Genomic DNA, 14280 nt, shown 5'->3' on the forward strand with positions numbered 1-14280 from the left:
CAACCGTAAGAACTTTGCCATGATTTTGAATGCCCGTCTGCAAACTGAACAATCTGCCCCTGAAGCTACCCCTATTCTGTTAATTCATGGCCTGTTTGGCAGCCTGGATAACCTCGGTGTACTGGCGCGTGGCCTGCGCGATGCCTGCCCTACCCTGCAGGTTGATGTGCGTAATCACGGCCTCTCCGGCCGCAGCGAAATAATGAACTATCCGGCGATGGCGCAGGATATTGTCGAAACGCTGGATGCCCAGGGCATCGATCGTGTCAGCGTTGTTGGTCATTCGATGGGCGGTAAAATCGCCATGGCGTTAAGCGCCATCGCACCGCACCGCATTGAAAAACTGGTGATGATCGATATCGCCCCGGTCGATTATCAGACGCGTCGCCATGATGAAATTTTCGCCGCTATCCGTGCCGTAAGCGCAGCAGGTGTGACGCGCCGCAGCGAAGCCGCTGAGGTGATGCGCACACTGCTGGATGAAGAAGGCGTGATTCAGTTCATTCTGAAATCGTTCCAGGACGGTGAATGGCGCTTCAATGTGCCGGTGTTGTGGGATAACTACACCACTATCTCCGGCTGGGAAGAGGTACCTGCATGGCCACATCCGGCGCTGTTTATCCGCGGCGGTGATTCACCCTATCTGGATAATCAGCACCGTGATGCGTTGTTGCGCCAGTTCCCCCAGGCACATGCGCATGTCATCAGCGGTGCCGGGCACTGGGTCCATGCCGAAAAACCTGAAGCCGTTTTGCGCGCAGTGCGCCGATTTTTTGTACTGTAAAAGCAAAAGCTTGCCGCGAACCGTTTAAGGTTGGCGTAGTCAGGGGCGCTGGAGTATGATGTCGCGCTAAAAATTTGCCACGGATGATTTTTTCACCGTGGCCGGGCCGATAATGTATAAATCGCGCAGCGCCTTTCCGCCGTTCGCGCCCACTCAGTTTTACAAATCATGGCAAAAGAACAGACTGACCGTACCACGCTCGATCTCTTCGCTGATGAGCGGCGTCCCGGTCGCCCCAAAACCAGTCCGCTGACGCGTGACGAACAGTTGCGGATTAACAAACGCAATCAGCTGAAACGCGATAAAGTGCGAGGATTGCGTCGTGTTGAGCTGAAAATGAGCAGCGAGGCCGTTGATGCACTCAACACCCTGGCTGAGCAACAAAACATCAGCCGCAGCGAATTGATTGAACAAATGCTGCTGGCGCAGCTCAAACTGTCGTAACAGGTGCAGACCGCACGCAGGAACAAAAGTCACGGCTTTACAAGTTCCGCCACTTTGCCCGGTCTGCTATCATTCGCTGTCATTACATATTCAATATCAGGATTTAAGAGGTCACTTAACCCATGGCAATCGTAGGCATTTTCTTCGGCAGCGATACCGGCAACACTGAAAACATTGCAAAAATGATCCAGAAACAACTGGGTAAAGACGTGGCCGAAGTGCATGACATTGCCAAGAGCACTAAAGAAGATCTCGAAGCATTCGATATTCTGTTGCTGGGCATTCCGACCTGGTACTACGGCGAAGCACAGTGTGACTGGGATGATTTCTTCCCGACGCTGGAAGAGATCGACTTCAATGGCAAACTGGTTGCGCTGTTCGGCTGTGGCGACCAGGAAGATTATGCAGAATACTTCTGTGATGCGATGGGCACCATCCGTGACATTATCGAGCCAAATGGTGCGGTGATTGTCGGTCACTGGCCGACCGAGGGTTACCACTTCGAAGCGTCCAAAGGTCTGGCCGATGACAAACACTTCCTTGGTCTGGCTATCGATGAAGATCGTCAGCCGGAACTGACCAACGAACGTGTTGATAAGTGGGTGAAACAGATTTTCGATGAGCTGCAGCTGAAAGACATTATCGAAGCCTGACCCCCTTTCCTACTCAATGTGGGCGCTGGCTCACATTGAGAATCGGAAATTCCTATAAAAATAATAGCCACGTTTTTTTAACTTTTACCTGCAAATCTGTAGAATACCCGTAACGGTCATCCGCTTATTCCTCTGGCATCAGAATGAGGCTGAGTGAAATGGAAACAAAGACCTGTACGATCCCCGCCGGCGTTAGCGACATTTATCCCTACAGCCATTGGTGATTTCAGGACATGCCCTTGGTTTTCATTTCACTGCTTGAGTTCTATAATGAGACGCAAATGAGAATGCGCGTGATCGACATTCAAGGCCCTGCGCCGCAAGTGACTAGCAAAGTAACAGGACAATATCCGCATGACTGACAACAACTCCGCATTGAAGAAGGCTGGCCTGAAAGTCACTCTACCCAGACTGAAAATTCTGGAAGTGCTTCAGGAACCCGAGTGCCATCACGTCAGTGCGGAAGATTTGTACAAACGCCTGATCGACATGGGCGAAGAGATTGGTCTGGCAACGGTATATCGCGTTCTTAACCAGTTTGATGACGCGGGTATCGTGACTCGTCATAACTTTGAAGGTGGCAAATCCGTCTTTGAACTGACGCAACAGCATCATCATGACCACTTGATCTGCCTGGATTGTGGCAAAGTGATCGAGTTCAGTGATGAGTCTATTGAGACGCGTCAACGTGAAATCGCAACACGTCACGGTATCAAACTCACCAACCACAGCCTGTACCTGTACGGCCACTGTGCGCTGGGAGACTGCCGCGAAGACGAGACGCTCCACGATAAGCAATAAAATGTGCTATGCAGTATGAAAAAACCGGTGCCAGGCACCGGTTTTTTTATTCCTGAGATTACAGAACCAGCGTTTCCTGCAGGTAACGCCAGCGCGGAATGGAGGTGGTGCAATCCAGCACCGCCAGAGAAATACGACTCTGGTTGTTGCCGTTCATCATCTGCAACTCACGATATTGAATAGTCACTTCCTGGCTTTGCTGTGAAATGATAGCGTGTTCGCTGGTCGCGATGCGCATCCCTTCCCGCTGACCACGTAGCTGGCGGAACAACACCTCCATCGCATTTAAATCCAGCTGTTTACCCTGCGGGGTCACCATTTTGAAATCCGGGTGAAAATGCGAGAGAAACAACTCAATGCTGTCGTCAGTACCCTCTGACTGATTAAAAATACGTTCGATAAGCTGATGTAAAACCACTACGCTGTGTTTGGCTTCCTGAGCGAGACTCGTCATTTTTTTTCCTTTTACAACCCGCGAAGCAACGTCTGGGAGCGCATAGCCTACCTGAAATACAGTTTTTCACACTCGCAAATGGATTAATTTTACTAAAGTCAGATTAGTTGCAAATCCCGGTAACAAACGCATTTCACACCCCACAGCATAAAAGGTTGCCAGCCCGAAATTACAGCCAATAAAAAAGGGCGATTGCTCGCCCTTTCGTGATGATATGGTGATAACGACAAAAAGGATTAATCGCCGATTTTCGCCCAGGTATCACGTAAACCGACAGTGCGGTTAAACACCAGCTTAGAGGGCTGTGAGTAAACGCTGTCCGCGCAGAAATAACCTTCACGTTCAAACTGATACGGCGCCAGCGCATCGGCGTCACGCAGTCCAGGCTCGACAAAACCCTGTTTGATTTCCAGCGAATTCGGGTTAATGGTGGTGAGAAAGTCCTCAGCCGCTCCCGGATTTGGCACGCTGAACAGGCGATCGTAGAGACGGAATTCCGCAGGTAACGCGTGGATCGCTGAAACCCAGTGGATCACACCCTTCACCTTGCGGCCATCAGCCGGATCTTTGCTCAGGGTATCAACGTCACAGCTACAGTAGATGCAGGTGATATTGCCTTCTTCATCTTTCGCCACGCGCTCTGCACGGATCACGTAAGCATTACGCAGACGGACTTCTTTGCCCAGCACCAGACGTTTGTACTGTTTATTGGCTTCTTCACGGAAATCCGCACGATCGATCCACACTTCGCGGCTGAACGGCACATCACGCGTACCCATCTCCGGTTTGTTGGGATGGTTTGGCATGGTGATAATTTCTTCATGACCCGCAGGCAGATTCTCAATCACCACTTTCAGCGGATCGAGGACCGCCATCGCACGCGGTGCGTTCTCGTTGAGATCGTCACGAATGCATGACTCCAGCGATGCCATTTCCACGATGTTGTCCTGCTTGGTCACGCCAATGCGGCGGCAGAACTCACGAATAGAGGCGGCGCTGTAACCACGGCGGCGCAGACCGGAAACGGTCAGCATACGCGGATCATCCCAGCCTTCGACGATCTTCTCGCTCACCAGCTGCGTCAGCTTGCGCTTCGACATCACGGCATATTCCAGATTCAGGCGCGAGAATTCATACTGACGCGGATGCACCGGAATGGAGATGTTGTCCAGCACCCAGTCATACAGACGACGGTTATCCTGGAATTCCAGGGTGCAAAGCGAATGGGTGATACCTTCCAGAGCATCGGAAATGCAGTGGGTGAAATCGTACATCGGATAGATGCACCATTTTTTGCCGGTCTGATGATGTTCAGCAAACTTAATACGGTACAGCACCGGATCGCGCATCACGATAAAGTTGGATGCCATATCGATTTTGGCACGCAGACAGGCTTTACCTTCCTCGAAACCGCCATCGCGCATTTTTTCAAACAGCGCGAGGTTTTCAGCCGGGGTACGATCACGGTACGGGCTGTTTTTGCCCGGCGCAGTCAGGGTGCCACGGTATTCACGGATTTCTTCTGGTGTCAGCTCATCAACATAGGCGAGGCCTTTGTTGATCAGTTCCACTGCGTAGCTGTACAGCTGGTCGAAATAGTCTGAGGAGTAACAAACGTCTCCGCTCCATTCAAAGCCCAGCCATTGCACGTCGCGCTTGATGGATTCAACGAATTCCATATCTTCTTTCACCGGGTTGGTGTCGTCGAAGCGCAGATTGCACTGCCCCTGGTAATCTTGTGCGATACCAAAGTTCAGACAGATCGATTTCGCATGGCCAATATGCAGGTAACCATTGGGCTCAGGCGGGAAACGGGTATGCACGCTGTTGTGCTTACCGCTCGCCAAATCTTCGTCGATAATCTGACGAATAAAGTTCGTTGGGCGGGCTTCAGCCTCACTCATCTCAAAATCCTCAAATACAATACGGGTGATTTGTACTACGAAGTAACGGAGTATGATCCACAAAGCGCAGGAGGGAAACAACCGTTTGTTGGCCGTTTTAAAACAAAAAAGGCAGGAATCGCTTCCTGCCTTCCGGGTTCATCACAAGGACTTAGCCTTTAACCTCGTACAAACGGGTTTCACCTGCCACGACGGCACCACTCGCCAGCAGATTGAGGCCTGCGAAATCATCGCTATTGCTGACCACGACCGGACTTATCATCGAACGCGCATGGGCGTTGAGGAAATCCAGATCCATCTCCAGCACCGGCTGTCCCGCTGCAACGGTCGCCCCCTCTTCCACCAGCCGCGTGAAGCCTTTGCCTTCCAGCGCAACGGTATCGAGGCCCATGTGTACCACAATCTCGACGCCATTGTCAGTTTCGAGGCAGAATGCATGGTTGGTGTTGAAGATTTTCACGATAGTACCGGCAATCGGTGCCACCACGGTTTTACCGGTGGGTTTGATCGCCAGACCATCGCCGACCGCTTTGCTGGCGAAGGCTTCGTCCGGCACCGCATCCAGTGCCACCACCTCACCACTGACCGGAGCCAGCAGCGTGGCAACCACGCGTTTTTCGCTGTTCAGCACCGCCTGAGGTTGTACAGCCGTCGCAGGCTGCGCCGCAACAACGGAGGCAGTCGCTGCCGCTGCCACCGGGCCTTTGGTCAGCACCGTTTTCATTGCCGTGGCAATGCTTTCAGCCTGAGTACCGACGATGATCTGCACGCTTTGTTTGTTCAGACGAATCACGCCAGAAGCGCCAAGACGTTTCGCCACGCTGTCATTAACCTGCGAGGAATCTTTCACGTTCAGACGCAGACGGGTGATACAGGCATCGATATTGGTCAGATTGTCAGAACCACCTACCGCACCGATATAGCGGCGGGCAAGGGATTCGGTCTGGCTTTCACCGTTGCCGCTGTGATCAACGTTGACGTCATAGCCGTCAGTTTCATCATCAGCAGACAGTTCACGACCCGGTGTCATCAGGTTAAATTTCTGGATGGTGAAACGGAACACCACGTAGTAGATCGCGAAGAACACCAGCCCTTGCGGGATCAGCATCCACCAATGCACCGCCAGCGGGTTACGTGTTGATAGCACCATATCCACCAGACCGGCACTGAAGCCGAAACCCGCAATCCAGTGCATACTGGCCGCGATAAACACCGAGAGACCGGTCAACAGCGCATGGATGACATACAGCACCGGTGCCACGAACATAAAGGAGAATTCCAGCGGTTCGGTGATACCGGTGAAGAAAGCAGCAAAGGCGGCTGCCAGCATGATACCACCGACTTTGGCGCGGTTTTCCGGACGAGCGCAGTGATAAATCGCCAGCGCTGCTCCCGGCAGACCAAACATCATGATCGGGAAGAAGCCTGCCTGGTAACGACCAGTGATACCCGGGATACCGGTACCATTGGCGATGGACTGCGCGCCACCAAGGAATTTCGGAATATCGTTGATACCGGCAACATCGAACCAGAACACCGAGTTCAGCGCGTGATGCAGGCCAACCGGAATCAGCAGACGGTTAAAGAAGGCATAGACACCTGCGCCGACGGACCCCAGCTTCTGAATCTCTTCACCAAAGCTCACCAGACCATTAAACACCAATGGCCAGATATACATCAGGATGAAAGCAACGAGGATCATCAGGAAGGAGACAAGGATCGGCACCAGACGGCGGCCGCTAAAGAACGACAGCGCCTTGGGTAGCTCGACATGGCTGAAGCGGTTGTACACTTCCGCCGAGATAATCCCCACCAGAATACCGACAAACTGGTTTTCGATTTTGCCGAATGCAGCAGGCACCTGATCGACGGGTATTTTTTGAATCATCGCGACAGCAGCTGGCGAACACAGCGTGGTGACCACAAGGAAACCCACGAATCCAGTCAGTGCCGCAGCACCATCTTTATCTTTGGACATGCCATAAGCCACACCGATGGCAAACAGCACGGACATATGTTCAATGATAGCGGCACCGGATTTGATCAACAGCGCAGCCAGAGCGTTACCCGCCCCCCAGCTGTCCGGATCGATCCAATACCCTACCCCCATTAAAATTGCCGCTGCCGGCAGGGTCGCTACCGGCACCATAAGCGCTCGGCCGACCTTTTGCAGATATCCTAGAACACTCACCTTATTCTCCCCCTTTGAGACTGGCGTTTTCCCGGTGCGGGTTGATTTTATTATCCCGGCATCCGGTACCTTGATGACACGACTGACCACGTGGCGCAGTGTAAAGATAAATTAATTCGCCTCGCAAATTAAAACCACGATATCTGTGATTTTTATCACCAAAAATGACGTTTTAATACCCGTACGACTAGCCAGCACCCCAAACTTATTTTATGATAAAAAATATCAAGACGCACTTTTCCCTGCATGGTTGAGCCTAAACGGATTACGCTTAAGAACAATCTGTAGAGAGAACGGCGACTCCACTTTTCCAATCTTTAACTGAGGTGAAGACATGAGACTGATCCCTTTAGCCACACCTACCCAGGTGGGTAAATGGGCCGCGCGCCATATCGTTAACCGCATTAACGCGTTTAATCCTGGCCGCAGATCGTCCCTTTGTGCTAGGTCTTCCAACCGGTGGTACACCGCTGGAAGCTTACAAGCACCTGATCGAGATGCATAAAGCGGGCCAGGTTAGCTTCAAACATGTTGTCACCTTCAACATGGATGAATACGTTGGTCTGCCAAAAGAACACCCGGAAAGTTACCATAGTTTTATGTATCGTAACTTTTTCGATCACATTGATATTCAACCGGAAAATATCAATCTTCTGAATGGCAATGCGGAAGATATTGACGCAGAATGTCGTCAGTACGAAGAGAAGATCCGCGCCTTGGGCAAAATCCATCTGTTTATGGGAGGGGTGGGCAATGATGGTCATATTGCTTTTAACGAACCAGCCTCCTCGCTCGCATCCCGTACCCGTATCAAAACGTTGACACACGAAACCCGCCTCGCCAATTCCCGTTTCTTTAACGGTGACGTGGATCAGGTGCCAAAATACGCTCTGACTGTTGGCGTGGGTACGCTGCTGGATGCGGAAGAAGTGATGATTCTGGTCACCGGTCATGTCAAAGCGCAGGCATTGCAGGCCGCCGTAGAAGGCAACGTTAACCATATGTGGACCATCAGTTGCCTGCAGCTACATGCAAAATCCGTGGTGGTCTGTGACGAACCCGCCACCATGGAACTGAAAGTGAAAACCGTGAAATATTTCCGCGAAATGGAAGCGGAAAATATGAAAGGTGTGTAAGAGCACGTTGTAAAAAACCTGCTGCTATCACGCAGTGGGTATAGCCGGGAGAGAGAAACGATGTACGCATTAGTAAACGGCCGGATTTTTACTGGTCATGAAATTCTGGACAACCATGCGGTAGTGATTGCCGATGGCCTGATTGAACGTGTCTGTCCACGCGATGCGCTGGATGCCACCCTGCCACAACAGGATGTTGCTGGTGCGTTTATCGCTCCCGGTTTTATTGATTTGCAGCTCAACGGCTGCGGCGGCGTGCAATTTAACGATGATATCGATGCACTGACCGTTGAAACGCTGGAAATCATGCAGCGCGCCAATGAGAAATCGGGCTGCACCAGCTACCTGCCAACGCTTATCACCAGCACGGATGAATTGATGAAGCGCGCCATTGCCACCATGCGCGCCTACAAGGAAAAACATCAGCATCAGGCGCTCGGCCTGCACCTGGAAGGTCCGTGGCTAAATAAAGTGAAGAAAGGCACGCACAATCCGCAACTGATTCGTCTGCCGGATCCTGAACTGGTGGATTTTCTTTGCGCCAACGCCGATGTGATTACTAAAGTGACGCTGGCCCCGGAAAATGCCGGCAGCGCTGTGATCCGCAAATTACGTGACGCGGGCATTATCGTTTCCGCTGGCCACTCCAACGCCACCTATGAAGAAGCCAAAACCGGTTTCGCCGCAGGCGTCAGTTTTGCGACGCATCTTTACAATGCGATGCCCACTTTCGCTGGTCGCGAACCCGGCCTGATCGGTGCGCTGTTTGATTCGCCTGATGTATACTGCGGCATCATTGCAGATGGTTTACATGTCCACTACGCTAATGTGCGCAATGCGAAACGTATCAAAGGTGACAAGTTGGTGCTGGTCACTGATGCCACTGCCCCGGCAGGTGCATCGATTGATAAATTTATTTTTGCAGGCAAAACAATATACTATCGCAATGGCCTTTGCGTTGATGAAAACGGCACCTTAAGTGGTTCCGCGATCACCATGATTGAAACGGTACGGAACTGCGTGGAACATTGTGGCATTGCGCTGGATGAGGCACTGCGCATGGCAACACTTTATCCGGCAAAGGCGATGGGTGTGGAGAAACAGTTGGGTACGGTCGAAGCCGGAAAAGTCGCCAACCTGACTGTCTTTACCCGCGATTATCAAATCATTAAGACGTTCGTCAATGGAGACAACGTCCTCAGCGAGTAAGCATTGAATGACCACTGGCGGCCAGACTCAAATAGGAAATGTCGATCTTGTCAAACAACTCAACAGCGCAGCCGTTTACCGGTTGATTGATCAACAGGGGCCTATTTCGCGCATTCAAATCGCCGAAGTCAGCCAGCTTGCGCCAGCCAGTGTCACAAAAATTACCCGCCAGTTGATTGAGCGCGGCCTGATAAAAGAGGTGGACCAGCAAGCGTCCACTGGCGGACGCCGCGCCATCTCCATCATTACCGAAACCCGTCATTTTCATACTATCGGCGTGCGCCTCGGACGTAACGATGCCACGCTGACATTATTTGATCTCAGTGGTAAATCACTGGCGCAGGAAGATTATCCGCTGCCGGAACGTACTCAGGAAACGCTGGAGAATGCGCTATTTAACGCCATTAGCGCCTTTATGGCGGCGCATCAGCGCAAAATTCATGAGTTGATAGCCATTGCAGTGATTTTGCCCGGCCTGGTGGATCCGATTAACGGCATTATTCGCTATATGCCGCATATTGCCGTCAGCCACTGGCCGCTGGTTTCCAGCCTGCAAAAACGCTTCAACGTCACCAGTTTCGTCGGCCATGATATCCGCAGTCTGGCCCTCGCTGAGCACTACTTCGGTGCAAGTCGCGACTGTGCAGACTCCATTCTGGTGCGCCTGCATCGCGGCACTGGTGCGGGCATTATCGCCAACGGCCACATTTTTCTCGGCAGCAATGGCAATGTGGGTGAAATCGGTCATATCCAGGTGGATCCACTCGGTGAGCGCTGCCACTGCGGTAACTTCGGTTGCCTCGAGACCATCGCCGCCAATGGCGCGATTGAAAACCGGGTACGCCATCTGCTCAATCAGGGCTATCCCAGTTCGCTGACCCTTAATGACTGCCAGATGCCGCAAATCTGCCGGGCCGCCAATCAGGGCGATGCGCTGGCGTGTGAGGTGATTGAATACGTTGGCCGCTATCTCGGTAAAGCGATAGCCATCGCTATTAACCTGTTTAATCCGCAAAAAGTGGTGCTGGCGGGTGAAATCACCGACGCAGACAAGGTATTGTTTCCGGCAATTGAGGGCTGCATCAACACCCAGGCACTGAATGCGTTTCGTAAAAATTTGCCTGTGGTACGCTCAGAACTCGATCATCGCTCGGCCATTGGCGCTTTTGCGCTGGCAAAACGCGCTATGCTGAATGGCATTCTGCTGCAACATCTGCTGGAAGAGTAACCGACGCCTGCCTGGAGCAGGCCAGACCGGATGCAATCTATGACAATTAAAAGCGTAATTTGTGACATCGACGGCGTGTTGATGCACGACAACACCGCCGTTCCCGGCGCCCAGGAATTCCTGCAGCGCATCCTTGAAAAAAAGATGCCGCTGGTGGTGCTGACTAACTACCCATCGCAAACGGCGAAAGATCTGGCTAACCGTTTCGCCTCCTCCGGTATCGAAGTGCCGGATTCGGTTTTTTACACCTCGGCGATGGCCACCGCCGACTTCCTGCGCCGTCAGGAAGGCAAGAAAGCCTATGTGATTGGTGAAGGCGCGCTGATTCATGAGCTCTATAAAGCCGGTTTCACCATCACTGATATCAATCCTGATTTTGTTATCGTTGGAGAAACCCGTTCCTTCAACTGGGACATGATGCATAAGGCGGCGTTTTTTGTCGCCAACGGTGCGCGCTTTATCGCGACCAACCCGGATACCCACGCGCGCAATTTTGTCCCGGCCTGTGGCGCGCTCTGTGCCGGTATCGAAAAAATCTCCGGTCGCAAACCGTTTTATGTGGGTAAACCCAGCCCCTACATCATGCGTGCCGCGCTGAACAAGATGCAGGCTCACTCCGAAGAAACGGTGATTGTCGGCGATAACCTGCGTACCGATATTCTCGCCGGTTTCCAGGCGGGTCTGGAAACCGTGCTGGTGTTATCAGGGGTCTCGACGCTCAGCGATATTGATGCCATGCCGTTCCGTCCGGACTGGATCTACCCTTCCGTCGCGGATATCGATTTATTCTGATTTTCACCATCACCTTCACTTATGACCCGGCTGGCCCATCATCGCCGTCGGGTCTCTCTTTTCTCCCTGAATCAGCCTCCTCCTTACGCTCACAAAACCAGCAAAAACACCAAACCATTAGATAACATCTAATAAAAACACTATTTCATTAGATGAAATTCAATTTTATTGCCATAGCAACATTCTTTTTATCAGCCAATCGTTAATTTGCTTGCATTACCACCATCAAATAGCGCATTTTCTTATACATCACGCAGCAATGCTGCCGGACAAACGGTGAAATAACATCCCCACAGGGTGAGATCAGGAGTCAGTTATGTGTTCGATTTTTGGTGTGCTGGATCTGAAAAGCGATCCAATTGAATTGCGCAAGAAAGCGCTGGAATGTTCCCGTCTGATGCGCCATCGCGGCCCGGACTGGTCAGGCGTTTACGCCGATGACAAAGCCATTCTGGCGCATGAGCGCCTGTCGATTGTTGACGTTAACAACGGTGCACAGCCGCTGTACAACGCCGACCATACCCACGTACTGGCCGTTAACGGTGAAATCTACAACCATCAGGCACTGCGCGCAGAGCTGAGCGACCGCTACCAGTTCCAGACCGGCTCTGACTGTGAAGTGATCCTTGCGCTGTATCAGGAAAAAGGCGTTGATTTCCTTGACGATCTTGAAGGCATGTTCGCCTTCATTCTGTGGGACAGCGTGAAGCAGCAATATCTGATTGGCCGCGACCATATCGGCATCATCCCGTTGTATATGGGCAACGATGAACACGGCAACCTTTATGTTGCTTCAGAAATGAAAGCGCTGGTGCCGGTGTGCCGTTCCATCAAAGAATTCCCGCCGGGAAGTTACCTCTCCAGCACCGATGGCGAAATCCGTCGTTACTGGCAGCGTGACTGGATGGACTACAAAAGCGTTGAGCACAACGAGACTGATGCCGCTGGCCTGAAAGCCGCGCTGGAAGAATCCGTAAAAAGCCACCTGATGTCAGATGTGCCTTATGGCGTGCTGCTGTCTGGCGGCCTTGATTCCTCCATCATTTCTGCTGTGACCAAACGCTTTGCAGCAAAACGTGTTGAAGATCATGACAAAAGCGACGCCTGGTGGCCGCAGCTGCACTCGTTTGCCGTAGGTCTGGAAGGATCGCCGGATCTGAAAGCCGCCAAATCTGTTGCTGATCATCTCGGTACTGTGCACCACGAAATTCACTTCACCGTGCAGGAAGGTCTGGATGCCATCCGCGATGTGATTTACCACATCGAAACCTATGATGTGACCACCATCCGTGCTTCAACGCCGATGTATCTGATGTCGCGTAAAATCAAAGCGATGGGCATCAAGATGGTGCTGTCTGGTGAAGGTGCTGATGAAGTGTTTGGTGGCTATCTGTACTTCCATAAAGCGCCGAACGCCAAAGAGTTCCACGAAGAAAACGTGCGTAAACTGCTGGCCCTGCATATGTATGACTGTGCTCGTGCCAACAAAGCGATGTCTGCCTGGGGTGTGGAAGCGCGTGTGCCGTTCCTCGACAAGAAATTCCTTGATGTCGCCATGCGTATCAACCCGGAAGATAAAATGTGTGGCAGCAACGGCAAGATGGAAAAACACATCCTGCGTGAATGCTTCTCCTCTTATCTGCCGGAAAGCGTCGCCTGGCGTCAGAAAGAGCAGTTCTCTGACGGCGTGGGTTACAGCTGGATCGATACGCTGAAAGAAGTGGCGGCAAAACAGGTTAGCGAGCAGCAACTGGCGACGGCGCACTTCCGCTTCCCGTACAACACGCCGAACTCGAAAGAAGCGTATTTGTATCGCGAGATTTTTGAGGAGCTGTTCCCGCTGCCAAGCGCGGCCGAATGCGTACCGGGTGGCCCGTCAGTGGCCTGTTCTTCCGCGAAAGCGATTGAATGGGATGAAGCGTTCAAATCAATGGACGATCCATCAGGTCGTGCGGTAGGTGTGCATCAGTCAGCCTATAAATAAGGTTTTTGACCTGGTGCAAAAGGGGTCTGAAAAGGCCCCTTTTTTTTGTAATTGCGTTGTAAGCGATCGAAAATTGCCGAATAAATCATCAGCCTGGTTATAAGCCAGACAAACAGGCGCGTTAAGGCAAAAATCGGTAAAAAATTTGTTGACGCTACAAAGCTCAATACGCATAATGCGCCCCGCAACGCCGATGAAGGTAACGCGAAAAAAAGATGGCTACGTAGCTCAGCTGGTTAGAGCACAGCACTCATAATGCTGGGGTCACAGGTTCGATTCCCGTCGTAGCCACCATCTTTTTTGCGGGAGTGGCGAAATTGGTAGACGCACCAGATTTAGGTTCTGGCGCCGCAAGGTGTGCGAGTTCAAGTCTCGCCTCCCGCACCATTTCAGTCTTCGGCAGCCGGATGGGGTATCGCCAAGCGGTAAGGCACCGGTTTTTGATACCGGCATTCCCTGGTTCGAATCCAGGTACCCCAGCCAATCCGATGCACTCTCGTGGATACGAGTCGAATATTGGGATATCGCCAAGCGGTAAGGCACCGGTTTTTGATACCGGCATTCCCTGGTTCGAATCCAGGTATCCCAGCCATCGTCGGATGTGATGTGAAGCAGTACAATTTGGCTACGTAGCTCAGCTGGTTAGAGCACAGCACTCATAATGCTGGGGTCACAGGTTCGATTCCCGTCGTAGCCACCA

Annotated in this window: 11 protein-coding genes, 5 tRNA genes and 1 pseudogene; 14 read left to right on the forward strand and 3 right to left on the reverse strand. The window is 52.0% G+C overall.

The genetic code is table 11. The annotated features are described in order from the left end of the window. The first annotated feature begins 19 nt into the window (after positions 1-19). From ybfF to fur, 4 genes are all read left to right on the forward strand, one after another. Positions 20-784, forward strand: a complete 765-nt coding sequence (ybfF, locus tag PW844_RS18150) for an esterase (RefSeq protein ID WP_299454804.1) — start codon at positions 20-22, stop codon at positions 782-784. Positions 785-952: 168 nt separating this feature from the next. After that, a complete protein-coding gene (ybfE, locus tag PW844_RS18155; RefSeq protein ID WP_013508279.1) occupies positions 953-1228 on the forward strand; it encodes a LexA regulated protein in 276 nt (91 codons plus the stop codon). Positions 1229-1350: 122 nt separating this feature from the next. Beyond that, positions 1351-1881 (forward strand): flavodoxin FldA, encoded by a 531-nt coding sequence (fldA, locus tag PW844_RS18160; protein ID WP_084873479.1) that lies wholly within the window; start codon positions 1351-1353, stop codon positions 1879-1881. A 354-nt stretch (positions 1882-2235) separates the two neighbouring features. Further along, a complete protein-coding gene (gene fur, locus PW844_RS18165) occupies positions 2236-2682 on the forward strand; it encodes a ferric iron uptake transcriptional regulator (protein ID WP_013508277.1) in 447 nt (148 codons plus the stop codon). A gap of 58 nt (positions 2683-2740) precedes the next feature. Here fur and PW844_RS18170 read toward each other — a convergent pair whose 3' ends face one another. The 3 genes from PW844_RS18170 to nagE all read right to left on the reverse strand — a co-directional run bounded on the left by PW844_RS18170 (position 2741) and on the right by nagE (position 7231). Then, positions 2741-3136 (reverse strand): hypothetical protein, encoded by a 396-nt coding sequence (locus PW844_RS18170; RefSeq protein ID WP_299454812.1) that lies wholly within the window; start codon positions 3134-3136, stop codon positions 2741-2743. 236 nt (positions 3137-3372) lie between these two features. Then, on the reverse strand, positions 3373-5040 hold the full coding sequence (gene glnS, locus PW844_RS18175; RefSeq protein WP_299454815.1) for a glutamine--tRNA ligase: 1668 nt from the start codon (positions 5038-5040) through the stop codon (positions 3373-3375). A gap of 151 nt (positions 5041-5191) precedes the next feature. Next, entirely contained in the window at positions 5192-7231 is a 2040-nt protein-coding gene (gene nagE / locus PW844_RS18180) for an N-acetylglucosamine-specific PTS transporter subunit IIBC (protein ID WP_299454818.1), read from the reverse strand. Between the two features lie 334 nt (positions 7232-7565). Between nagE and nagB the strand changes: the two are divergent. From nagB to PW844_RS18230, 10 genes and pseudogenes are all read left to right on the forward strand, one after another. Next, a pseudogene (gene nagB / locus PW844_RS18185) lies at positions 7566-8367 on the forward strand (glucosamine-6-phosphate deaminase). Between the two features lie 60 nt (positions 8368-8427). Further along, on the forward strand, positions 8428-9576 hold the full coding sequence (gene nagA, locus PW844_RS18190; RefSeq protein WP_299454821.1) for an N-acetylglucosamine-6-phosphate deacetylase: 1149 nt from the start codon (positions 8428-8430) through the stop codon (positions 9574-9576). 7 nt (positions 9577-9583) lie between these two features. Next, positions 9584-10804, forward strand: coding sequence for an N-acetylglucosamine repressor (locus tag PW844_RS18195; RefSeq protein ID WP_084873464.1), 1221 nt, complete (start codon positions 9584-9586; stop codon positions 10802-10804). 39 nt (positions 10805-10843) lie between these two features. Next, on the forward strand, positions 10844-11596 hold the full coding sequence (locus PW844_RS18200; protein ID WP_084873462.1) for an HAD-IIA family hydrolase: 753 nt from the start codon (positions 10844-10846) through the stop codon (positions 11594-11596). Between the two features lie 316 nt (positions 11597-11912). Next, positions 11913-13580 (forward strand): asparagine synthase B, encoded by a 1668-nt coding sequence (asnB, locus tag PW844_RS18205; protein ID WP_084873459.1) that lies wholly within the window; start codon positions 11913-11915, stop codon positions 13578-13580. A 217-nt stretch (positions 13581-13797) separates the two neighbouring features. Further along, a tRNA-Met gene (locus tag PW844_RS18210) sits at positions 13798-13874 on the forward strand. Positions 13875-13882: 8 nt separating this feature from the next. Further along, positions 13883-13967 (forward strand) — tRNA-Leu (locus PW844_RS18215). A gap of 21 nt (positions 13968-13988) precedes the next feature. Beyond that, positions 13989-14063 (forward strand) — tRNA-Gln (locus tag PW844_RS18220). A 34-nt stretch (positions 14064-14097) separates the two neighbouring features. Beyond that, positions 14098-14172 (forward strand) — tRNA-Gln (locus PW844_RS18225). Positions 14173-14203: 31 nt separating this feature from the next. Continuing rightward, positions 14204-14280: transfer RNA gene (locus PW844_RS18230), tRNA-Met, on the forward strand.

The sequence above is a fragment of the Pantoea sp. genome (assembly GCF_028283705.1).
Taxonomy (GTDB): Bacteria; Pseudomonadota; Gammaproteobacteria; order Enterobacterales; family Enterobacteriaceae; genus Pantoea.

Coding starts and splice junctions, on each gene's coding strand:
- ybfF (WP_299454804.1), top strand. CDS start 20: ATGATTTTGAATGCCCGTCTGCAAACTGAACAATCTGCCCCTGAAGCT.
- ybfE (WP_013508279.1), top strand. CDS start 953: ATGGCAAAAGAACAGACTGACCGTACCACGCTCGATCTCTTCGCTGAT.
- PW844_RS18200 (WP_084873462.1), top strand. CDS start 10,844: ATGACAATTAAAAGCGTAATTTGTGACATCGACGGCGTGTTGATGCAC.
- fldA (WP_084873479.1), top strand. CDS start 1,351: ATGGCAATCGTAGGCATTTTCTTCGGCAGCGATACCGGCAACACTGAA.
- nagA (WP_299454821.1), top strand. CDS start 8,428: ATGTACGCATTAGTAAACGGCCGGATTTTTACTGGTCATGAAATTCTG.
- asnB (WP_084873459.1), top strand. CDS start 11,913: ATGTGTTCGATTTTTGGTGTGCTGGATCTGAAAAGCGATCCAATTGAA.
- glnS (WP_299454815.1), bottom strand. CDS start 5,040: ATGAGTGAGGCTGAAGCCCGCCCAACGAACTTTATTCGTCAGATTATC.
- fur (WP_013508277.1), top strand. CDS start 2,236: ATGACTGACAACAACTCCGCATTGAAGAAGGCTGGCCTGAAAGTCACT.
- PW844_RS18195 (WP_084873464.1), top strand. CDS start 9,584: ATGACCACTGGCGGCCAGACTCAAATAGGAAATGTCGATCTTGTCAAA.
- PW844_RS18170 (WP_299454812.1), bottom strand. CDS start 3,136: ATGACGAGTCTCGCTCAGGAAGCCAAACACAGCGTAGTGGTTTTACAT.